Source organism: Halobacteriovorax sp. DPLXC-1, assembly GCF_036903125.1.
Classification (GTDB): Bacteria; Bdellovibrionota; Bacteriovoracia; order Bacteriovoracales; family Bacteriovoracaceae; genus Halobacteriovorax_A; species Halobacteriovorax_A vibrionivorans.
Map to the genome: position 1 here is coordinate 390,934 of NZ_JAYMCO010000001.1, position 22,709 is coordinate 413,642.

The 22,709-nt window shown below is 36.2% G+C and carries 23 protein-coding genes; 19 read left to right on the plus strand and 4 right to left on the minus strand.

The genetic code is table 11. The features are described from left to right. The first annotated feature begins 1 nt into the window (after position 1). The 15 genes from VCM44_RS02025 to VCM44_RS02095 all read left to right on the plus strand — a co-directional run bounded on the left by VCM44_RS02025 (position 2) and on the right by VCM44_RS02095 (position 11,943). Positions 2-637: an adenylate kinase gene (locus VCM44_RS02025; RefSeq protein ID WP_114705855.1), complete on the plus strand. Its 636-nt coding sequence runs from the start codon at positions 2-4 to the stop codon at positions 635-637. Positions 638-710: 73 nt separating this feature from the next. Then, positions 711-935 (plus strand): translation initiation factor IF-1, encoded by a 225-nt coding sequence (gene infA, locus VCM44_RS02030; RefSeq protein WP_021266177.1) that lies wholly within the window; start codon positions 711-713, stop codon positions 933-935. A 24-nt stretch (positions 936-959) separates the two neighbouring features. Then, complete coding sequence (gene rpmJ / locus VCM44_RS02035; protein WP_021276174.1) at positions 960-1,073, plus strand: 50S ribosomal protein L36; 114 nt, start codon at positions 960-962, stop codon at positions 1,071-1,073. Between the two features lie 21 nt (positions 1,074-1,094). Next, on the plus strand, positions 1,095-1,478 hold the full coding sequence (rpsM, locus tag VCM44_RS02040; protein ID WP_114705854.1) for a 30S ribosomal protein S13: 384 nt from the start codon (positions 1,095-1,097) through the stop codon (positions 1,476-1,478). Positions 1,479-1,491: 13 nt separating this feature from the next. Beyond that, complete coding sequence (gene rpsK / locus VCM44_RS02045) at positions 1,492-1,881, plus strand: 30S ribosomal protein S11 (protein ID WP_233500234.1); 390 nt, start codon at positions 1,492-1,494, stop codon at positions 1,879-1,881. Positions 1,882-1,912: 31 nt separating this feature from the next. Further along, entirely contained in the window at positions 1,913-2,926 is a 1,014-nt protein-coding gene (locus tag VCM44_RS02050; RefSeq protein ID WP_114705852.1) for a DNA-directed RNA polymerase subunit alpha, read from the plus strand. Positions 2,927-2,952: 26 nt separating this feature from the next. Then, a complete protein-coding gene (gene rplQ / locus VCM44_RS02055) occupies positions 2,953-3,309 on the plus strand; it encodes a 50S ribosomal protein L17 (protein WP_114705851.1) in 357 nt (118 codons plus the stop codon). Positions 3,310-3,387: 78 nt separating this feature from the next. Continuing rightward, positions 3,388-3,945, plus strand: a complete 558-nt coding sequence (locus VCM44_RS02060) for a TlpA family protein disulfide reductase (RefSeq protein ID WP_120405576.1) — start codon at positions 3,388-3,390, stop codon at positions 3,943-3,945. Between the two features lie 137 nt (positions 3,946-4,082). Next, positions 4,083-5,654 (plus strand): sigma-54 interaction domain-containing protein, encoded by a 1,572-nt coding sequence (locus VCM44_RS02065; RefSeq protein ID WP_120405575.1) that lies wholly within the window; start codon positions 4,083-4,085, stop codon positions 5,652-5,654. A gap of 192 nt (positions 5,655-5,846) precedes the next feature. Beyond that, the gene (locus VCM44_RS02070) at positions 5,847-7,421 is read left to right on the plus strand and encodes an acyl-CoA carboxylase subunit beta (RefSeq protein WP_114705848.1); all 1,575 of its coding nucleotides are present in this window, start codon (positions 5,847-5,849) and stop codon (positions 7,419-7,421) included. Further along, positions 7,418-8,869 carry an acetyl-CoA carboxylase biotin carboxylase subunit gene (locus VCM44_RS02075; protein ID WP_114705847.1) on the plus strand — a complete coding sequence of 484 codons (1,452 nt, stop codon included), beginning with the start codon at positions 7,418-7,420 and terminating at the stop codon, positions 8,867-8,869. Before VCM44_RS02070 ends, VCM44_RS02075 begins: the two co-directional genes overlap by 4 nt. Position 8,870: 1 nt before the next feature. Continuing rightward, on the plus strand, positions 8,871-9,377 hold the full coding sequence (locus tag VCM44_RS02080) for an acetyl-CoA carboxylase biotin carboxyl carrier protein subunit (protein WP_199506606.1): 507 nt from the start codon (positions 8,871-8,873) through the stop codon (positions 9,375-9,377). A gap of 9 nt (positions 9,378-9,386) precedes the next feature. Further along, entirely contained in the window at positions 9,387-10,376 is a 990-nt protein-coding gene (hflK, locus tag VCM44_RS02085) for an FtsH protease activity modulator HflK (RefSeq protein WP_114705846.1), read from the plus strand. Beyond that, the gene (gene hflC, locus VCM44_RS02090; RefSeq protein WP_114705845.1) at positions 10,376-11,317 is read left to right on the plus strand and encodes a protease modulator HflC; all 942 of its coding nucleotides are present in this window, start codon (positions 10,376-10,378) and stop codon (positions 11,315-11,317) included. Before hflK ends, hflC begins: the two co-directional genes overlap by 1 nt. A 2-nt stretch (positions 11,318-11,319) precedes the next feature. Then, on the plus strand, positions 11,320-11,943 hold the full coding sequence (locus tag VCM44_RS02095; protein ID WP_158536776.1) for an L-threonylcarbamoyladenylate synthase: 624 nt from the start codon (positions 11,320-11,322) through the stop codon (positions 11,941-11,943). A gap of 26 nt (positions 11,944-11,969) precedes the next feature. On the opposite strand, the gene meaB is transcribed toward VCM44_RS02095, so the two are convergent. Genes meaB through VCM44_RS02110 form a run of 3 tightly spaced genes read right to left on the minus strand, consistent with a single transcriptional unit; the run spans position 11,970 to position 15,694 of the window. Continuing rightward, positions 11,970-12,929 (minus strand): methylmalonyl Co-A mutase-associated GTPase MeaB, encoded by a 960-nt coding sequence (gene meaB / locus VCM44_RS02100; protein ID WP_334677876.1) that lies wholly within the window; start codon positions 12,927-12,929, stop codon positions 11,970-11,972. Continuing rightward, entirely contained in the window at positions 12,929-15,055 is a 2,127-nt protein-coding gene (gene scpA / locus VCM44_RS02105; protein WP_114705842.1) for a methylmalonyl-CoA mutase, read from the minus strand. Before scpA ends, meaB begins: the two co-directional genes overlap by 1 nt. Further along, positions 15,056-15,694, minus strand: a complete 639-nt coding sequence (locus VCM44_RS02110) for an HAD family hydrolase (protein WP_334677877.1) — start codon at positions 15,692-15,694, stop codon at positions 15,056-15,058. A gap of 89 nt (positions 15,695-15,783) precedes the next feature. Between VCM44_RS02110 and VCM44_RS02115 the strand changes: the two genes are divergently transcribed. Next, positions 15,784-16,314: a hypothetical protein gene (locus VCM44_RS02115; RefSeq protein WP_120405570.1), complete on the plus strand. Its 531-nt coding sequence runs from the start codon at positions 15,784-15,786 to the stop codon at positions 16,312-16,314. On the opposite strand, the gene VCM44_RS02120 is transcribed toward VCM44_RS02115, so the two are convergent. Then, a complete protein-coding gene (locus VCM44_RS02120) occupies positions 16,298-18,883 on the minus strand; it encodes a M16 family metallopeptidase (protein WP_334677878.1) in 2,586 nt (861 codons plus the stop codon). The two genes, VCM44_RS02115 and VCM44_RS02120, sit on opposite strands and share 17 nt — an antisense overlap. A gap of 60 nt (positions 18,884-18,943) precedes the next feature. Here VCM44_RS02120 and VCM44_RS02125 point away from each other — a divergent pair, with 60 nt between their 5' ends. The 3 genes from VCM44_RS02125 (at position 18,944) to dnaK (ending at position 22,653) form a co-directional block, all read left to right on the plus strand. Next, positions 18,944-20,044, plus strand: coding sequence for a coproporphyrinogen-III oxidase family protein (locus VCM44_RS02125; RefSeq protein WP_334677879.1), 1,101 nt, complete (start codon positions 18,944-18,946; stop codon positions 20,042-20,044). A gap of 107 nt (positions 20,045-20,151) precedes the next feature. Next, the gene (gene grpE / locus VCM44_RS02130; RefSeq protein WP_114705837.1) at positions 20,152-20,712 is read left to right on the plus strand and encodes a nucleotide exchange factor GrpE; all 561 of its coding nucleotides are present in this window, start codon (positions 20,152-20,154) and stop codon (positions 20,710-20,712) included. Positions 20,713-20,730: 18 nt separating this feature from the next. Next, positions 20,731-22,653 (plus strand): molecular chaperone DnaK, encoded by a 1,923-nt coding sequence (gene dnaK / locus VCM44_RS02135; protein WP_114705836.1) that lies wholly within the window; start codon positions 20,731-20,733, stop codon positions 22,651-22,653. Positions 22,654-22,709: the final 56 nt, after the last annotated feature.

The following is a 22,709-nucleotide window of genomic DNA, read 5'->3' on the forward strand; positions in this document are numbered from 1 at the left end:
TATGTCGCCACAGTTAATACTTATTGGAGCACCCGGTTCAGGTAAAGGTACTCAAGCTAAAAAGATTGTAAACGAACTTGGTTACAATCATGTTTCTACAGGTGATCTTCTGCGTGCAGAAGTTGCTAAAGGAAGTGAGCTAGGTACTAAAATCAAAGAAGTAATGGACTCTGGTGAGTTAGTTAGTGACGAACTTGTATTAGATTTATTAAAAGCAAATTGTGCTGTTGATAAATCGACATATATTTTTGACGGTTATCCACGTAATTTAGTACAAGCTAAAGATCTTGATAGTGCTCTATTGGGTGGAGTTAAGTCATTAGCTGTTTATTTTGAAGTCAATATCGATACTTTAGTAGAGAGAATTGTAAACCGCCGTGTCGCTCCTAAGAGTGGTGAGATTTACAATCTTAAAACTAAGCCACCGAAAGTTGATGGAAAATGTGATGTAAGTGGTGAAGATCTTGTGCATCGCAAAGATGATAATGAAGAAACTGTAAGAACAAGAATGAAGGTTTTTACAGACAATATTGAGCCTGTACTTGAGTATTATGAGTCACAGGGAAGACTAGTTAAGGTAGACGCAACCAAAGACCTTGACGCTATTTTTGAAGATATAAAAAAAGTTGTTAAATAATTTATAAATAAGTGATTGAGCTTGCAATATGGCCATGAGTCATATATAAGCAATTACTTTAGGTTTTTAGTATATGAGTAATCAGGAAACTATTGAGGTTGAAGGGGAAGTTACTGAGCTTCTTCCTAATACTAAATTTAAAGTCAAGCTACCGAATGGACATTCGGTAATTGCCCACATTAGTGGAAAAATGAGAATGCACTTTATTAAAATTTTACCTGGAGATAAGGTCCTTGTTGAAATCAGCAAGTATGATCTAACGAAGGGAAGAATTACATATAGAAGTAAAAAACGCTAGTGTAGTAGAACATACGAGGTAGTTATGAAAGTTAGAGCATCAGTGAAACCGATGTGTAAAGATTGTAAAGTTATTAAAAGAAAAAACGTACTTAGAGTTGTATGTAAAAACCCTAAGCACAAGCAAAGACAAGGCTAATTAATAGGAAGGAGTGTAGCTATGGCGAGAATTCTTGGTGTTGATATTCCTAGAAATAAGGTAATGAGAATTGCCCTGCAATCTATTTATGGTGTAGGACCAAAGATTGCTAAGGAAGTATTAGAAAAAACAAACATCGATTTAAACAAAAGTTCAAACGAACTTACTGAAGAAGAAGCAAATGAAATCAGACTTGTTCTTGAAAGTGAGTACACTGTAGAAGGTGACTTAAGAAGAGAAGTTGGTCTTAACATTAAGAGACTTAAAGATTTAGGTTGTTACAGAGGTATTAGACATAGAAAAGGTCTACCGGTAAGAGGTCAAAGAACTTCTACTAATGCTCGTACTCGTAAGGGGCCAGCAGTAGCAATCGCAGGTAAGAAGTCAATTAAGTCAATGAAGTAATTGTTAGGAGTTAATGATGGTTAAGAAAACAGCTTCAAAGAAAAAAGTAAAAAAGAACATCACGAGAGGTATCGCTCATATTCAGTGTTCTTTCAATAATACAATCGTAACATTCACAGATATGAATGGTAACGCAATTTCATGGGCGTCTGCAGGTCAACTAGGTTTTAGAGGATCTAAGAAGTCGACTCCATTCGCGGCTCAAATGGCTTCAATGGAAGCAGCCAAGAAAGCTATGGAGCACGGACTATCAAGCGTTGAAGTAAGAGTTAAAGGTCCAGGTGCAGGTAGAGAAAATGCTGTAAGAGCATTCATCGCTGCAGGTCTGAAGATTACTTCTGTTGCTGATAGGTCACCAATCCCACACAACGGATGTCGTGCACCAAAAAGAAGAAGAGTATAATTTATAGACTTATATTATTAAGGAGTTGTCTGTGGACACATTTACAGCAAAAAATTGGACAGGAATGATAAGACCAGTAGCTTTGGAAATGGATAACGATAAGCTAACTAAGACTTATGGTAAGTTCGTTGCTAAGCCACTTGAAAGAGGTTATGGACAAACTCTTGGGAACTCATTACGTCGTGTACTTCTTTCATCACTTCAAGGTGCAGCTATTGTTGCAATTAGAATTGAAGGTGTTGAACATGAATTTGGTACAATCAACAACGTAAAAGAAGAAGTTTCTGAGATTATTCTAAACCTTAAAGAGGTACACTTTAGAATTAAAGATAAAGAGCAGGTAACTCTAACTCTTGAGAAATCAGTTGAGGGTGTTGTTACTGCTGGTGATATTTCTGAATCAGCTAACGTAGAAGTTCTTAATCCTGATCACGCTATCTGTAACTTATCTACAGGTGGATCAATCAAGATGGAACTACTTGTTGCTAGAGGAAAAGGATATGTTACTGCTCTAGATAATAAAGAATCATTTGATCTTCCAATCGGTTGGGTATATCTAGATTCTCTTTTCTCACCAGTTGCACGTGTTAACTATACAGTTACTAACTCACGTGTTGGTAAGAGAACAGACTTTGATAAGCTAACTTTAGAAGTATGGACTAACGCTGGTGTTGAGCCATCTGATGCTGTTGCATACTCTGCTAAGATCCTTAGAGATCAATTAGCAGTTTTCCTAAGCTTCGAAGATGAAGAAGAAATTACAAGAATGGAAGCTAAGCCAAAGAAACAACAAAATACAGCTAATGCAGCTCTATTAAAGCCTGTTTCTGAGCTTGAACTGTCTGTAAGATCTGCAAACTGCTTGCAGAACGCAGATATTAAGTATATCTATGAGCTAGTTTCTAAAACTGAAGGTGAAATGCTAAGAACTAAGAACTTTGGTCGTAAGTCACTAAATGAGATTAAAGAAGTTTTATCTCAAATGGGACTTGGTCTAGGTATGAAAGTTGATAGCATTATGCAAGACCTGAAAGAAGAAAACTAAAAGTTGTTATAAGTTGAGGTAGAGATATGAGACATCAAAGACATAAATATAAATTAGGTGTAAGTCCATCACACAGAGTTTCTATGATTAAAAACCTTGCGTCAGAAATTATTGACCACGGTATGATTAAGACAACTCTTACTAGAGCTAAAGCTGTTAAGCCAGTTGTAGAAAAGTTAGTAACTCTTTCTAAAAACGACACAGTAGCTAATAGAAGACTTGCATTCAAAAAACTTAACGATAAAGATGCAGTAAACAAGCTTTTCACAGAGCTTGGGCCAAAGTTTAAAGAAAGAAATGGTGGTTATACAAGAATCATGAAGCTTTCTGATAACAGAGTTGGTGATAACTCTAAGATGGCTTATATTGCTTTCGTTGATTAATATTTTAATTAATTCAAACTAAAATAGGCCCATCATATTTAGGTATGATGGGTTTTTTTATTTCACATTGTATTTGCTATGAGTACTTCTTCAAAAATATCATTCATCTTTATAATTGTGGCCATAACGCTTGGTTATTCTATTTATCATAAGAATAAAATTGATACTTATGTTGATGAAAGTCGCACCTATATATTAAAAACACTCCCTAGTGTTGAGTTAACTAATTTTGAAGATAATAGTCCTGTTCAGTTACAAGATTTAGCGCAAAGCTCTAATGGTCTTGTTGTCCATTTTTGGGGAACATGGTGCGCACCTTGTGAAGCTGAATTTCCTGAATTCGTTGAGTTTGCACGTAAGCTCGAAGAAAAGAATGTAAAAGTCGTTTTCATGGCCGTTAAAGATGAGGACATGAAAATTAAAAAGTTCCTAAAAAGATTCAAAGACCTACCAAGTAATTCTATGGTTATTCATGATGTTTCTGGGATATCTATGAGTAAATTAGGGGTTGTTAAAGTTCCGGAAACTTTTGTTTTCGATTCTAACCTCGATCACCGTATTATGTTTAAGGGACCTCAAGATTGGAAGATGAGTTCATATTTCACACGTGTTCTCAACTACTTAGGGATAAATTAAACTAATAATATTTCTTTGAATTTGTCTATTTTTTCATCATTTGTAGTTAAGTTTTATTAAAATCTGCCGAAAAGTTTTACAGACTAAGCTTTGGTATATCGTTTTTGTGCCAAAAAAATAAACATCGGAGATTAACAATGATCAATTGGACTGAACTAAATGGACTACATGTTATTTCTAAGCTCGAAGAAATAATTAATAAGTGGTTTGGTGTAGAGGTATTCTATGCAGACAACCATTTTAAAATAAGAAGTGGACATAAAGATAAGGATTATGATTTTAAGAATCTTTTCTTTCAAACACAGATGTCTCTTCCGCATGGTTATGACTTTATTACGGCCGATGTAGAAAGGTTTAGTGATGAATTAAGTCAGTCTGGTGAAACAGTTATGATCTTTGATTCATATTTTCCGGGTGTGAAAATGATGGGGACAAGAATTGAAATTGAAGGTGAATATCAGGGAACTGTTTTTGCTTTTCCTTTCTTGAAAAGTACTTTCAGTGATGAAGATGAAAAAGAGCTAGTGGCCGCACTTATTGAGCATGGAGCGAGCCCAGAAGCAGCACAGGAATGTGTAAATGAAACAAGACGATTATTTCCAAGAGAAATTGAATATTTAAAAGAACTAGTTGAACTAGTTGCCGGTGAAGTAGCTACATTCCATGTCGAAATTTCTAAAAGAGAAGAAAGAATTCATATGCTGAATTCTGAACTCGGAGAAAAGTTCCGTTATCATAATATGATTGGTAAATCGAAAGCTATGCAAAAGATTTACTCTCTACTTGAAAGAATTTCTACTAGTGAATCTTCTGTACTTGTACAGGGTGAAAACGGTACTGGTAAGGAACTTGTTGCTAAAGCAATTCACTTTGCATCACCTCGTAAAGATGCTCAATTTCTAGCTGTTAACTGTTCTGCATTTAACGAGAACCTACTAGATTCTGAATTATTTGGTCACGTGAAGGGTTCTTTTACTGGTGCTCATAAAGAAAAGTCTGGTTTATTTGAGTTAGCAAATGGTGGGACATTGTTCCTCGATGAAATTGGGGATACATCACTATCGATGCAAGTTAAGCTTCTACGTGTTCTTCAGGAAGGTACTTACTTACCAGTAGGTGCTGATAAGTCGAGAAGAACTGATGTGAGAATTATTGCAGCAACAAATAAAGACCTTAAAACAATGATGGCAAAAGGTGAGTTCAGAGAAGACCTTTACTATCGTATTAACGTTTTAAATGTAAACCTTCCTCCACTAAGAGAGAGAAGAGAAGATATTCCTGTTTTAATGGAGCACTTTCTAAAGAAGAAGTGTGATGAGTCAGGTATGCCAATGAAGACTTTTTCTAAGAAGTGTATGGAAAAGATGCTTGATTATCCATGGCCAGGAAATGTTCGTCAGTTAGAAAACGAGGTTGAAAGGCTTGTTGTTCTTGCTGGTGATGATAAATCAATTACACCTGATATCCTTAGTCCACAGGTTCTAGATCACGGAGCGGCTCCAGTTGAGCAAACTAGAGGTGTTAACACATCTGGAAAACTTAAAGACGCACTTATGGAACTTGAGATTATTATGATTCGTGAAGGGCTTAAGAGATGTAACTTTAATAAATCAAAGCTTGCTAAAGAGCTTGGTATGTCTCGTGCTAGTTTAATCATGAAAGTTGATAAGTATGGACTAGATAAACGTGCGAAAGCAGGTAATGAATAGTTAAAAACTTACAATAATAAAATATAGACACTTTTGGGCCCTCAACGAGGGCCTTTTTATTTATATTCCTATAATTTCATAGACTTAACCCCCATAAAATAACGCATCGTGATTGGGCAAATTGCATTTTAAAGGTGTAATATGCACTGATAATTTAAACATGAAATTTTGAAAGAAGTTGGTGGAGGGTTTATGTCGACAACCAGTGAAAATATATTAGAAGAAAAAAGGGCCTTTCTCCTTAACAAGAGAGCTGAAGCCGAGCAAGGTGGTGGTGAAGCTAGAATTGCTAAGCAACATGACCAAGGTAAGTACACAGCAAGAGAGAGAATCGAAAGATTAGTTGATCCAGGTACATTTATCGAGTTTGATAAATTTGTTACACATCGATGTGTAAACTTTGGAATGGAAAAGAAGAAGTTTCTTGGTGATGGTGTCGTAACAGGTATTGCAGAAATTAATGGTCAAAAGATCGCTGTTTATTCTCAAGATTTTACTTGTTGGGGTGGTGCACTTGGTGAAGCTCACGCAAAGAAGATCTGTAAGATAATGGACTTCGCACTTGATAATAGAATTCCTGTAATCGGTATTCAGGACTCAGGTGGAGCACGTATTCAAGAGGGTGTTGATGCTCTTGGTGGATATGCCGAAATCTTCTATAGAAACGTAAAAGCTTCAGGTGTTATTCCTCAAATATCATTAATTATGGGGCCTTCAGCTGGTGGTGCAGTTTATTCACCTGCAGTAACTGACTTTATCTTCATGGTAGATCAGTCATCATATATGTTCGTTACAGGTCCAGATGTTATCAAGACTGTAACTCACGAAGAAGTAACAAAAGAAGACCTTGGTGGAGCTACTGCTCACTCTGAGAAGTCTGGTGTATGTCAGTTCAAGTGTAAGGACGAAGATGAGACTTTTGAAAGAGTAAGAGAGCTAATGAGTTACTTACCGGCTTCAAACTTCAGAGCACAAGAAGACAAGTATACTTCAGATCCAGTTTATAGAGATAATACAAAACTTAAGGAAGTTGTTCCTGGTAATCCTAAGAAGCCGTATGACATGAAAGAAGTTATTCTTGATATTGTTGATGATGGACACTTCTTAGAAGTACATAAAGACTACGCAAGAAATATCGTTGTTGGTTTCGCATCAATTGGTGGAATTAAAATTGGTATTGTTGCTAACCAACCAGAAGTTTTAGCTGGTGTTCTTGATATAGATTCATCATGTAAAGCAGCTCGTTTTATTAGATTCTGTGACTCATTTGATATTCCAATCGTTTCACTTGTCGATGTTCCAGGTTTCTTACCAGGAACAGTTCAAGAGTATGGTGGGATTATTAAGCACGGTTCTAAACTTCTTTATGCATATGCAGAAGCGACTGTTCCATTAATTACTCTAATTACAAGAAAGTCTTATGGTGGAGCGTATGATGTTATGGCATCAAAGCACATTAGAGCAGATGTTAACCTTGCTTACCCAACTGGTGAAATTGCCGTTATGGGTGCAGAAGGTGCAGTAAATATCGTCTTTAGGAATGAATTAAAAGGTCTTGAAGGTGAAGAATATGAAAAGAAAAAAGCAGAGCTAGTTGCAAATTATGAAAATAACTTTGCTAATCCATATGTAGCAGCTGAAAGAGGTTATATTGACTCTGTTATTCTTCCAGAAGAAACAAGAAAGCGTCTTTATGAATATCTAAAAGTACTTAAAGACAAAAAAGTTGATAGACCAAAACGTAAACACGGGAATATTCAATTATGATGATCAGACAGCCAAAGAATATGGAAAGAAGAGTATTAATTGCAAACCGTGGAGAGATCGCTTCTCGTGTAGCTAAGGCTTGTCGTGAGCTCGGTCACACAGCAATTGGTATTTTTACAGATAATGAGCCTCAAGGGACACATCTTCAGTTTTGTGATGAATGGGTTTACCTTGAAGGTAATACAAATGCAGAGACATACCTAAATGTTGAAAAACTAGTTGCTTTAGCTAAAGAGATTAAAGCAGATGGTGTTCACCCAGGATATGGTTTCCTTTCAGAGAATAGAGATTTTGCAAATGCACTTTCTGAAGCGGGGATCACTTTTATCGGTCCACATGTTGAGGCCATTAGAGTAATGGGTGATAAGGCGACGTCTAAGAAGCTAGCAAATGAAGCAGGTGTTCCTACTGTTCCAGGTACAGATCATGCTGTACCTACTGTTGATGAAGCAGTCCAAATAGCAGATAAAATTGGATATCCTGTTCTACTTAAAGCAGTTGCTGGTGGTGGTGGACGTGGTATGCGTGCATGTAATAATGAAGCTGAAGTACGTGAGCAATTTGATGCTGTTGGTAGAGAGGCCGCAGCGGCTTTTAACAATGGAGATCTACTTGTAGAGAAGCTTATTGTTAATCCTCGCCACATCGAAGTTCAAATTCTTGCAGATAAGAAAGGTAATACATTCCATTTCTTTGAAAGAGAATGTTCAGTTCAAAGAAGACACCAAAAGATTATTGAAGAAGCACCATCGCCATTTATTGGAAGTGATGAGGAGCTTCGTCAACGTGTTTGCGAAACAGCTGTTAAGCTTGCAAAGGCCGTTGAATATGATTCGGCAGGTACAGTTGAGTTCATCATGGGTGAAGATAAGCAATTTTACTTCCTTGAGATGAATACACGTATCCAAGTTGAGCACCCAATCACTGAAGAAATTACTGGAATGGATCTTATTGTTTGTATGATTCAAGCTGCATTTGGTGATGAGTTGGGAATCCCTTCACAAGAATTCATCAGAAGATCAGGACACGCGATTGAATGTCGTATCTGTGCGGAGGATCCAATTACAATGCTTCCAGCTCCAGGTCTTGTAACAGGTTTTGAAACAAATTTCCCACAAGGAACACGTTTTGATCACTGCCTATACAAAGGATTAGAAGTTACTCCAGATTTCGATCCAATGGTAGGAAAGCTTGTTTGTAAAGGAATCGTTCGTGACGTTGCTGTAAGAAAAATGAATGCAGCTCTAGATGGACTATTCATTGAAGGTCTTAAAACAAATCTTCCACTGTTAAAAGAAATTATGACAGAGAAGAACTTTGTTGATGGACATTATTCAACAGCTTACATTGGTGAAGTTGCACCTCAGAACAACGTGAAAACAGACCTTGATCATATAAAGCTATATACGATCATTGCAGGCTCTGAAGCACGTAGGATGGGTATTTAATATGAGAACATATTTAATTAATGATAATGAAGAAGTAATTGTTGATTTAACAAGAACTAAAGTTCATGAGTACAACCTTGTTGAATTTGACTTCTCAACTCTGAAAGATGGTGAGAGAAGTTTACATGAAACAATGTGGCTAAAGAAAATCTGTGGTCAGTATTTCATCTCTAGAGATCAAAGAACTTGGAAGAAGATTCCACGTCAAGATCTTCCATCTCGAGTTGTAAATGTTGACCGTGTTTATTCACTATTTAGAGGGTATAAGCCTTCTGGACTTGGTGGAGCCGACGCAGGTGAGTTCTTAACAAAAATGCCAGGTAAGATTGTAAAAATCAATGTGGAAGTTGGTCAAGAAGTTAAAAAGGGTGATACACTTTTAATTCTTGAGGCCATGAAAATGGAAAATGAAATTAAAACGGGGATTGATGGTACAGTTAAGGCCATCCACGTTAAGGAAGGGGACGCCTTAGAAGAAAACGTTCTCATGTTAGAAGTAGAAGCATAAGGAGAGTAAATGTCTTTTAATAATGGACAAGCACCAAGAAATGACTTCGAAAAAATGAAACAAGATTTAGATAAAGGGCTCAAGTTACTTGGGCCTTTTTTTATTTTTGTTGTTTTATTTGTTTTCGGATACACATCGTTTTACACAGTTGAGCCGGATGAGGAGGCCGTAGTAATTCGTTTAGGTAAGTACGTCGATACAAATCCACCTGGTCTACATTTTAAGATCCCATTTGGTATCGATAATGTAATCAAAGTTAAGGTTAAAACTGTTCTTCAAGAAGAGTTTGGTTTTAGAACAAAGAGTACAAGATCAAGAAGAACTTCTTATTCGAGTCGTAATCTTGATAGTGAATCACTAATGCTAACTGGGGACTTAAATGTTGCTTCAGTAGAATGGGCGGTTCAATACCAAGTCCGTGATCCATTCAAATTTATTTTTCAAACAAGTGAGCCAGTTAGAAATATTCGAGATATCTCTGAGTCAATTATGAGACGTGTTGTTGGTGATCGCTCAGTTACTGATGTTCTTACTGTAGGAAAGGTCGAAATTGAAGCAGATGCCAAAGTACTTATGCAAGAAGTAATTGATAAGTATGACATGGGAGTAACGATTATCTCTGTTAAACTTCAAGATGTTAATCCTCCACAGGTTGTAAAGGCATCATTCAATGAAGTAAACGAAGCTAAGCAAGAGCAAGAGAAAGCAATTAATCAAGCAGAAGGTGCTTATAATAAAGTTATTCCTGAAGCTCGAGGAAAGGCCGAGAAAATCGTTTCTGAAGCAGAAGGTTATGCTGCTGCATTAGTTAACCGTGCAGAAGGTGATGTTGCAAAATTTAAGGAAGTATTAAAAGAATATAAGCGTGCGCCTCGTATTACTAAGAAGCGTCTTTATATTGAAGCGATGGAAGGTTTATATAAGAATTATAAAAACCTAACAATCATCGATCCTAAGGTTAAAGGGCTACTTCCTGTATTTGATAAAGGAGGGAAGTAATGAATAAGTTAATTCCTTTAGTTGTAATTGTATTTATTGGTTTAGTTTTAGGGAAGCAGTCTATTTTTGTTATTAATGAAGGTCGTCAGGCCATAATTACAGAATTTGGGAAGCCTGTTGGAGAACCTATTACTGAAGCTGGACTTCATTTTAAAAAGCCTTTCATTCAAGATGTACGATTTGTAGATAAAAGAATTTTGAGTTGGGATGGGTTTCCAAATCAAATACCTACAAAAGATAAGAAATTCATTAAAGTAGATACAACAGCTCGATTTAGAATTATGAATGCTCTTAAGTTTATCCAAACAGTACGAAATACTGAAGGGGCAAAGCAGAGACTTGATACGATTTTGGATTCGGCTACACGTAATGTGATTTCATCTCATCAACTTGTTGAAGCGGTTAGAAACTCAAATGCAATCATTGAGAAGTTAGAATCAGCTAAACAAAATGTTAACGAAATTGAAGAAGAAATAACTGGTGACATTGAAAATGTAGCAGTTGGTAGAGAAAAGTTATCTCAATTAATTGTTGAAAAAGCCGAAGGTGAATTAGAACAATTTGGTATCTCATTAATTGATGTACAGCTTAGACGAATTTCTTACGAGGAATCTGTTGAGAAAAAGGTTTACGAAAGAATGATTTCTGAACGTCAAAGAATTGCTTCAAAAATTAGATCTATTGGATCTGGTGAAAAAGCAAAGATTGAAGGTCGTTTAGTACGAGATCTTCAAACTATACAGTCAGAAGGTTATCGAAAAGCTCAGCTGATTAAAGGTCGTGCAGAAGCTAAGGCAAGTGCTGTTTACGCAAGAGCTTTTAAGCAAGATCCTGACTTTTTTGAGTTTATTAGAACGCTAGAGGCTTATAAGAAATCAATCGATGGAAATACTAAATTAATTATTTCTAATGATAACGAGTTCCTAAAGTTTTTGAGGTAATTTTGATTGAATATGTAATCGCATCAAATCCAGATGACCGTGTTTTAAAGAAAGTATCAGATGCTCTAAATAATGGAGAGCTTGTCTGTATACCAACTGATACAAATTGGGTTGTTATTGCATCACCTTTTAACAAGAAGGGTGTGGAGAAGATTTATAAGTATAAAAATGCTCCTAAGCTTAAAGCATTTTCATTACTTTGTGATTCCATCTCAATGGCCTCTGAAGTTGCAATAATTGAAGATAATATCTTTCGTTTTATTAAACGACTTATACCAGGACATTTTACTTTTATTTTTGGTGCCAGTAAGAAGATTACGAAAGCTGTTGCTGCAAATAAAACAGATCATGAGGTTGGTATACGATTTGTTCCCTCTACTTTAGTTACACGTTTACTTGAGGTTCACGGGGAGCCTGTTTTATCGACAAATGTTGATCTTAAAAAGTTTTCTAGCTCAGTAACATCATATGATGAAGTTTATTCGTATATGATCGAAGAAGAGTTGGGTGGAGTCGTTTCAATGATTGTTGATCCAGGTGAATTAAGCTTCGCCGGACAATCAACTATTGTTAATTTTACAGAAGGTGGCCCTGATATAATAAGGCAGGGTGCTGGACTACTATAAATAAAGCCTTCTTAATGAAGGCTTTATTATCTTTCAAATAGAGTGTTAATTAGTTTTTCTGCTGCACTCAAAGGAGTTTCGACTTCGTTGAGTATGTTGTTGTTAAGCTGATTCCATTCTTCTTGAAGTTTTGGATTTTCTTTTACTTTATTTTCAATTAGTTCGTGGAAAAGTTTGTTTAACCAGGCTTGATTTTGTCTTTTTCTCTTTTGAGTAATCTTTTCCTTATTCTCTTTATATGTCTTATCAATTAAGCTCCAATACTCTTTAATTCCTTCATTATTTAAGGCTGAAGACATGAGAACGTTGGCACCAATTTTTTGATCTGTTTTAATGACACCAAGTGCTGATTTGTATTGAACCATTGTATCGTGCGCTTTCTGCTTATTATCTCCATCTGCTTTGTTGATAATAATATTGTCACATAACTCAATTATTCCTTTCTTTATTCCTTGGAGTTCGTCTCCTCCTCCTGGAAGAAGTAGTACTGAGAAAAGATCGACAATATTTGCTACATCGTATTCTGATTGTCCAACACCAACAGTTTCAATGAGAATCACATCATAGCCCGCAGCTTCACATGCTAGCATTACTTCTCTTGTTTTTAGAGCAACACCACCGAGGTTTCCTGAAGAGGGTGTCGGTCTAATGAATGCATTCTTTTCCTGAGCAAGCTTTTCCATTCTTGTTTTGTCACCAAGTAAACTTCCTCCGCTTAAAGGGGAGCTTGGGTCAATTGCGAGTACAGCAACCTTAAGCCCCTTTGATATTAAGTGTAGGCCAAGAGCTTCAATGAAAGTCGATTTCCCAACACCTGGAGTACCAGATATTCCAATACGAATTGCCTTACCAGTTAAAGGAAGGATTTCATTTAGAAGCTTCTGTGCATTTTTTTGATGCTCAGGTTTTTTACTTTCTATTAAAGTTATAAATTTTGAAAGAGATCGAATATTTCCTGTTTTCAATTTCTCAAGATCAATCTGCATTACTTTTGAGCCTCTTTAATTTTTGTAATTAAGTCTTTTGCGGCATCAGAAATTGTTGTACCAGGTCCATAGATTCCTTTGACTCCTGCTTCATATAAAAAGTCGTAGTCCTTTCTTGGAATTACTCCACCCGCAACAACAAGTATATCTTCTGCATCAAGCTTTTTAAGTTCTTCAATAAGGTCTGGGATTAATGTTTTATGACCTGCTGCTAGTGATGATGCTCCAATTACGTGGACATCGTTCTCAACTGCTTGTTTTGCAACTTCTTCAGGTGTTGAGAAAAGAGGAGAAAGATCAACATCAAAGCCAACATCGGCATAAGCTGTAGCGACAACTTTTGCTCCTCTGTCGTGTCCATCTTGTCCCATCTTTGCAATTAGAATTCTTGGACGGCGCCCATAATCTTTTTCAAATTGGTCGATTTCGTTTTTTAAATTCATCCATTCCTCATCACTTTCAAATGATTGTCCATAGACACCTGATACTGTTTTAGTATTAGCGTTATAACGTCCCCACTCTTTTTCAAGAGCGTAAGTAATTTCTCCGACACTACAACGGGCTTCCATTGCTTCGACAGCTAGTTCAAGTCCGTTTCCATTACCTGTTTTTGCATAATATTCAAGTTTGGCCATGCACTCACTAACTTTTGCCTCATCTCTTGCTTCGCGGATTTCTTCAAGCCTCTTAATTTGCTCATTGAGAACTTGTACATTATCAATTTCTAAGACTTCAAACTCATCTTCAGTTGTTGGCTTATACTTATTAACACCAACGATAACATCTTCTCCGCGATCGATCTTTGCTTGTTTGAGAGCTGCTGCTTCTTCAATCTTTAATTTTGGAAGACCAGTTTCGATCGCCTTGGCCATTCCTCCTGCATCATCGATTTCTTTGATCAGTGAACGGGCCTTGTCTGCGATTTCTTGTGTTAGGCTTTCCATCATGTATGAACCACCCCAAGGATCAACAGTATTTGTAATTCCTGTTTCCTCTTGAAGAATGATTTGAGTGTTTCTGGCGATTCGTGCAGAAAATTCTGTTGGCAGTGCAATTGCTTCATCAAATGAATTTGTGTGAAGTGATTGTGTTCCTCCAAAGACTGCGGCCATTGCTTCAATCGTTGTTCTGATAACGTTATTATATGGATCTTGTTCTGTTAGTGACCAGCCAGATGTTTGGCAGTGTGTACGTAACATTTTCGATTTAATATTTTTGGGGTTGTACTCTGAAACAATCTCCGACCATAGAAGTCTTGCTGCACGAAGCTTCGCAATTTCCATATAGAAGTTCATCCCAATACCAAAGAAGAATGAAAGTCGTGGTGCAAATGAATCAATTTCCATCCCTGCTTTTATGGCCGTATTAATATATTCTTTTCCGTCTGCTAGAGTATATGCAAGTTCAAGTGCTGCATCAGCACCAGCTTCTTGAATATGGTAACCAGAAATCGAAATGGAATTAAACTTTGGCATATTTTGAGAAGTATATTCAAAGATATCTGCAATGATTTTCATCGAAGGAGCAGGAGGGAAGATATAAGTATTTCTTACCATGAACTCTTTTAGAATATCGTTTTGAATTGTTCCTGAAAGCTTATCAAGAGAAACACCTTGCTCTTTGGCCGCAACAATATAACCTGCTAGTACTGGAAGTACGGCACCATTCATTGTCATTGAAACAGATACTTTATCTAATGGAATCCCATCAAATAAAACTTTCATATCCTCAACAGTGTCAATCGCAACACCTGCTTTACCAACATCTCCTTTAACTCTTGGGTGATCCGAGTCATAACCTCTGTGAGTTGCAAGATCGAAAGCAACAGAAACACCTTGCCCTCCTGCTGCTAATGCTTTCTTGTAAAAGTCATTTGATTCTTTAGCTGTTGAAAAACCTGCATACTGACGAATCGTCCAAGGACGTCCTGTATACATTGTTGCTCTTGGCCCACGAATAAATGGGGCCATACCTGGCATTGTATTTGTTAATTCATTATCTGCAAGATCTTCTTTTGTATATAGGGCCTTCATCTCAATACCTTCAGGTGTTTGAGTAACTTTAGGGCCTTTACCTTTTGTTTCTTTGTCAGCTAGTTCTTTCCAAGCATCAATACTATTGCTCATTTATTCTCCTTCAAACCATTTAACAACAATGTAATCAATTCCTGAGCTTTGTGCTGCTCGTATACCTGTTGGTGAATCTTCAAAAATCAGGCACTCTTCACTTTTAGCGTTGAAATGATTTTGTGCCAGTAAATATGGCTCAGGGTTTGGTTTCCCTTTTTCAACTTCACGTTCTGTTATTATTATTTCAAAATACTTCTTTAATTCACAATGCTCTAGTAAAGGATGAGTTACTTCATATTGGCTTGCAGTTACAAGTGCAAGTTTTAGACCTTTTGAAGTAAGGCTTTCTAGAAGCTTTCTAATGTTTCTATGTCTTATATTATTTGGATCAGACTGGCCAATAAGCCCTATTAATGCTGAGTTCTTTAAATCTAAGAATTCCTCAAGGCTAGCAAGGCCCAGGGCATTTTGTATAAGTGGATAAACCTCTTCATCTGACATGCCAAAGGTTTCTTCCATGGAAGGAATTTCGTTGTTACCACATAATTTTTGTACAACTTGGTAGTGAAGAGGCTCACTATTTAAGATAGTTCCGTCCATATCAAAGAAGATATATTTCTTTTCTTTGGTGTAAGTATCTAATAAGTCGATATCACTATCTTCTAAGTGTAGGAAATCACAAAGTTCTCTATTCATAGTTGAATTTATACCACAAAAGGAAGATATTGTTGGGTTGTTGTGCAGCGTTAAGTTGTTGCGATATAATTAAGAAGATGGAGGAGAATATGAAGAAGAGTAACTCAAGTATTTGCCTAGAGGCCTCGCTTCAAGCTTACTTCTTTGATGAGCTGCATCGAATAAATCAGAAGCGACAAGAACCCTTACCAGATTTATCTATTTATTATTCATCACTTGTTATGGATCGTTTTAGTTTATCTAATCAGTATTTTGAAAAACAAGAGGATGGCAGGGTACGAGAAAAGACTTTGGGAATTAAGTTGTTAAAAAGCGAAGGCCTTTCTGAGTCAGAAAAAAGAAGAGAGCTTAGAGATATTGGTGATACAGCTTTGTTTTTATGTGGATATTTCTCTAATTCAATAAATGAGAAGATCATCGATATCAATTATTATTGTGAGATTGGACGAACAGCTTATCGAAAGCTCGATAATTATCAAGAATCATTCTACGATTATAAAGGTTTCTTCCAACACTTTTCAAAGCAATTTCATGAATTAACAAATATGATGAGCCTTTTACAAAGTGATTGTAATTTAAACGAAGAGCAGTTTTTGCTCTTCGCTAAAGACGTATCTTAGGAGACATTTCTTTATCTAATGGTTTACCAACTGTAATTGTAATCCAGTTCTGACTTAGAACTTTTTTTACAATTCTTTGAAAGTCCTCGTGTTTAAAATCACTGATTTCTTTATTTGCTTTATAAAAATAATCAGATCCAAGTCCATGTAAAGTAGGTACTGAATATACGTTAGCATAGTCATCGTTAACTTGAAGATTAAGTTGATTTTGACCCTCAATCATTTTCTTTATTCTATTGAAGTTGGACTTTGATAGTCCCTCTCTTTGAATTTTGGCCAAGATCGAATTTATGGCATCAATTGCTTCCAATGTCTTGTCATGTCCACTTGCCATGTAAATTCCCCAGTAACCAGCTTCAAGTGCATTCATGTGAATTGGTTGAGCAACATAGCATAGACCTTTTCTATCTCTAACATCGACAAAAAGCTCTGAAGATTGTCCGGAAAGGTGAGTTGTTAGCATTTTGAAAACTACATTTTCTTTTGCCGTTAGCTTTTTTGTTTGTGTTGCGATCAATATCTGTGTTTGTTCGCGGTCGAAATCGATATGCTTATTAAGAGTTTTTATTTTTTCAATTTTTTTAATTTCTTTTTTCTTTTCTTTTCTCGGTTTTAAGTCAGAAAAATAGAATTCAACCTTTTCTAAAACCTCTTCAACACTTAAGTCTCCACAGAATGTGATAAGCATCTCTTTTGATTTTAGATTTTTTTCATGCTTTTTTATGAGGTCATCTTTTTTTATGGATCTTATTGATTTCTCATTTCCAATTGTTGAAAGAGAATAAGGATGTCCTTTAAATAATATATTAGTTGCTTCGGTAAAGCATTGCCTTGTTGGATCTGCTTTATTGGCCTCAATCGTTCTTAGGATTAGCTTCTTCTCATGATTTAAGCTCTTTGATTGAAAAGATGGAGTTATAAGTGATTTGAAAAAATGCTTCGATAAATCAGAAAAGTGTTCGATCTGACCATGCATTGTTATTCCGTAGGCATTCTTTCCAGAGAAGCTATTGAACATTGTTGAGCGACTATCAAGGTCTAGCTTGAGCTTTTCATACGATAGGCCTTTATAGCCTTTTGTTAATTGCGAACTCATTAAGCTGTAGAGACCATTTGTCTTCACTGTTTCATCAACTAGCCCACCTTTTAGGTATGCATGCATTACAAACGTAGGCGTAATAGAGTTATAACGATATAAAAGTTTAATTCCTGGCTTAACTTCAATGACTTGAGTTGCTGGATCATATTTAGACTTTGTAGATTTAATTGTATTATCTTTTCCTGTCTTCTTGATCTGAGCAAGTTTCTTTTTAAATTCAGTAAGTCTAGGTTTAAATTCCTGTGGCTTTAAGTCATTTGGAAGCTGTAGGCTTAAATGTATTGATCGCCCAAAAATTTCAGAATATTTCTTATTAACTTCTTTTAAGCTAATCTTTCTGATCTTATCGATAAATTCTTGTTCAACATCTAGGTCTTTTGCTCCAGCATAACTACTTCCTAGAGAGAACGCATATGACTCAAGAGATTCTTTTTCATAAATTTTAGCAGCGACATATTGATTCTTAATTTTTTTAATATCACTTTCTTTTAGGCCGACTGTTGAAACTTCTGAAATTGTTTTTTCTAATTCTGACATAACTTTTTGATAATTTTCTTTTGGAAAGTTTATTCTCAAAAAGTGTATACCACCATCAGCAAAGAACATAGAAGATGAAGTACAGTTATTAGCAAGAGTGTTTCGTAGAACGAGGTTCTTATATAGTGGAGATGTTTCTCCGTAGCCTAAAGCATTGTAGGCAAGATCTTCAGCAGCGGCTCCATTTGATTTCATTGGAGGGCATTCGATGGCCATTGTTAGCTGGCACATTCTGACATCTTTTTTATGAATTTCAATTGTTGATTTCTTTTGCAAGCTAAAAGAAGGACGCTCAGAAAAAGAACCTTCTGGTAGGTGATAAGACTCAATCGTTTTTTTGTACTTTTCTTTTTCGCTCAAATCACCGGCAACAACTAAAAAAGCATTGGCGTTATTATAGTGGCTATTTCTAAACTCTGTTAATTGTTCTCTAGTGAAGTTCTTAATCGTATTCTCATTTCCTAAAATAGGATGAGCATACCCCCCCTTAAAAGACATTTCTTGAATTCTTTGAAAAGAAAATTGTCCTGGATTGTCCTGACTTCTTCGATATTCTTCAAAGACGACTTCTCTTTCCGGTATTAGGTCCTCTTCTTTAAACATAGGGTTGGAAACCATATCCATTACAATATCGATTGAATTATTAAAGTAGGCTATTGGTGAGTTTATATAGTAACAAGTGTAATCAAATGAAGTGAATGCATTTATTTCTCCACCATATGATTCTACATCGTGAGCAATTTTAGCTCCAGGTCTCTTCTTAGTACCTTTGAAAAACATGTGTTCTAAAAAGTGAGCAATTCCAAAATTACTCTTATCTTCTAAAGTTGATCCGGCCCTGAACCAAATTTGAACTGATGCACTAGTATTACCTGGAACATCGACAAAAATTACTTCTAAACCATTTTTTAGTCTTTCTATTTCATATTTCATTTACATAGCCTTTTATATTTAGGTATCAGTTAATTATAGTCTGTGAAGGACAAAATTAATATGGAAGAAATAAAGTCACTATATATACATTTTCCTTTTTGCCGCCATCTTTGCAATTATTGTGACTTTTATAAGTCTATAAAGGAAGATGAGGCACAATTAGAAGAATTTGAGTCTTTGTTTTCCGAGATGTCTAAAAAGCATCAAGAGATTTTAACAGACAATAACGCTACTTTGAAAAAGCTTGAAACGCTCTATATTGGTGGCGGAACACCAAGTCTATGGGGAATCGAAGGGGCAAAATTCTTAGGTAAATGGATGGAAGAAAATAATATTTCTTTCTGTGAAAAAAATGAATTTACCCTTGAGGTAAACCCTGGAGCATGGACTAAGGATGGGCTTGAAGCTTGGCGAAATATTGGAGTTAATCGCTACTCTTTAGGAATTCAGTCTCTTGATTCGAATTTTTTAAAGATAATCGACAGAGTCCATAACGTGGATGATGTGCATAATACTCTAACGTTTTTTAAAGAAGGTCAGTATAATTTCTCTGTCGACTTTATGATAGGTCTGCCTTTTTCAAAAAAATACAATCGCGATATCATTTCAGAGTTAACTGAAATCTTAACGTATAATCCAAGTCATATTAGCCTGTATATATTAACAGTTCCTAAGCATTATAAATATTTTCAAGATCTACCAGATGATGAGTGGATAAGTGATGAATATACAAAAGTTGCTCAATTCCTTTCTATCAATGGCTTTGAACACTATGAAGTTTCAAACTTTGCAAAGCGCTCGAAAGCCTCTGAGCATAACTTAAATTATTGGCGCATGAGATCTGTTGCAGCGCTAGGTCCATCAGCTACAGGCCTTATCCAAAATACTCGATATCGATACAAGTGGAAAACCAAGGATGCTCAGGTTGTTGAAGAAAGACTATCAGAGGATGAGTATCAGATAGAGAGGCTCTATATGAACTTACGCTCTAGTGTCGGCTTTCCTATAAAGGATCAGTACTGGGGTGATCTTAGCGAATACGTTCAAAAGTTAAAGAAGGACGGATTGGCCATGGTTGGAGTGAATAAATTTACTCTAACGTCCCGCGGCTTTCTCATTCTTGATTCAATAATGGATGAAATCTTTAAAATATCCAAGTAATTCTAGGCACTTAGTCTTTGTCTCAAAAAATATTTATCCTCGCCATTGACACTAGGCCATATGCTCCCATCTTATGATTAGAGATAAATTTAAAGAGGTAGTTAAAGATGTCAGAAACTCAAGTTAATGATGAAAATGAAAAAGAAGTAGAGCTTGAAGCTAAAGAAAATGAAGAGGCTCAAGTTGCTGAGGAAGAAACTACAGATGGTGAGCAAGAAATCTCTGAAGAGATGAAAGAGCTTATGGAATTTAAAGATAAGTTCTATTATGTAGCCGCTGAAATGGAAAACTTAAAAAGACGCCATGAAAAACAGCTACAGGACCAAATGAAATTTGGAACTGAAAAAGTTATGATAGGCCTTCTTGATGTTGTTGATAATTTAGAAAGAACACTTCAGGCCATTGAAAATGATGAAGACGAAAAAGTTAAAAATATTTTCACTGGTGTAGATATGGTTAAAAACCAGTTTTTAGATTGTCTAAAAAATAATGGATTAGAGCTTATTGAAACTGATGGAAAAACATTTGACCCTCATTTCCATGAAGCTATGGCACAGATGCCAGCTGAAGGAAAGGAAGATCAAGAAATAATTCAGACATATCAAAATGGTTACTCACTAAATGGTAGAGTGATTAGAGCAGCAAAAGTAGTAGTAGCTAAAAACTAATATATAAAGGAGATTATAATGGGAAAAATTATTGGAATCGACTTAGGAACAACTAACTCATGTGTATCAGTTCTTGAGAATGGAAAGTACAAAATTGTACCAAATGCAGAAGGGCATAATACAACACCATCTGTAATTGGATTCGCAAACAACGGTGAAACTCTTGTTGGACAAGTTGCCAAAAGACAAGCGGTAACAAATCCATCAAAAACACTATACGGTATCAAAAGACTTATCGGTCGTAAGTTTGATACGCCAGAAGCTAAGCAATTTGCTGATGTAGCTCCATTTGAAATTTACGCAAATGATAATGGTGACGCTTGGGTTAAAGTTGACGGTAAAGCAATGGCACCACAAGAAATTTCAGCAAAAGTTCTTCAAAAGCTTAAAAAAGCAGCTGAAGACTACTTAGGTGAAACTGTTACAGAAGCAGTTATTACAGTTCCTGCTTACTTTAACGATTCACAAAGACAAGCAACAAAAGACGCTGGTAAAATTGCAGGTCTTGAAGTTAAAAGAATTATTAATGAGCCAACAGCAGCGGCACTAGCTTATGGATTAGACTCTAAGCAAGATAAGAATATTGCTGTATTTGACCTTGGTGGTGGTACTTTTGATATCTCAATTCTTGAAATCACATCTGATGGTGTATTCGAAGTTAAAGCAACTAACGGAGACACTTTCTTAGGTGGTGAGAACTTTGATGAAAATATCATTAACTTCCTTGCTGAAGAATTTCAAAAGCAAGAAGGAATTGACTTAAGAAAAGACCAAATGGCACTTCAAAGACTTAAAGAAGCTGCTGAAAAAGCAAAGCATGAACTATCGAATGTTAACTCAACAGATGTTAACCTTCCATTCATTACTGCAGATGCTTCAGGTCCAAAACACTTAAATGTAAACCTTTCAAGAGCTAAGTTTGAATCACTAATTGCAGATCACTTAACTGCTCTTGCTAAGCCATGTTTAACTTGTCTTGAAGACTCTGGACTTGAGAAGAATGAAATTGATGAGGTAATCCTTGTTGGTGGTTCAACTCGTATTCCAGCGGTACAAGAAAGAGTTAAAGAAATCTTTGGTAAAGAAGCTTCAAAAGGTGTTAACCCAGATGAAGTTGTAGCTGCAGGTGCTGCAATCCAAGGTGGTGTACTAGCTGGTGACGTTAAAGATGTACTTCTTCTAGACGTAACACCTCTTACACTAGGGATTGAAACTCTTGGTGGTGTAATGACAACTCTTATTGAGAAGAACACGACTATTCCAACGAAAAAGTCTCAAACTTTCTCAACTGCTGTTGATAACCAACCAGCTGTTACAATTCACGTATGCCAAGGTGAGCGTGAATTTGCTAAAGATAATAAGTCTCTAGGACGTTTCGATCTAAGTGGAATTGCACCAGCTCCAAGAGGTGTACCACAAATTGAAGTTACTTTTGACATCGATGCTAACGGTATCGTAAATGTTTCAGCTGTTGATAAAGCAACTGGTAAATCTCAGGAGATTAAGATTACTGCTGGTTCAGGTCTTTCAGATGAAGAAGTTGAAAGAATGGTAGCTGAAGCAGAAGCAAACAAGGAAGCGGATAAGAAAGCTCGTGAACTTGTTGATACAAGAAATAGTTTAGATGCTCTTATTTTAAGCTGTGAAAAAATGATTAAGGACGGTGAAGGTAAAATTTCTGACGACGATAAATCAAAGCTAGAAGCTGCGATTAATGAAGCGAAAGGAAAACTTCAATCAGAAAACCTTGATGAGTTAAAAGCAGCTCAAGAAGCTCTAACGAATGCTTCTCATGCAGTAGCTCAACAAATGTACCAACAACCAGGTGCTGATGCAGGTGCACAGCAAGCTGGTCCAGAAGCCGGTGCAGATGCTGGAGCTAATGCTGGAAATGATAAGCAAGATGACGATGTTGTCGATGCTGACTTCAAAGAAGTTTAATTAAAAGATAAAATTGAGGAAGGGAGCAGTGTGCTCCCTTTTTCGTAATAAAGAGA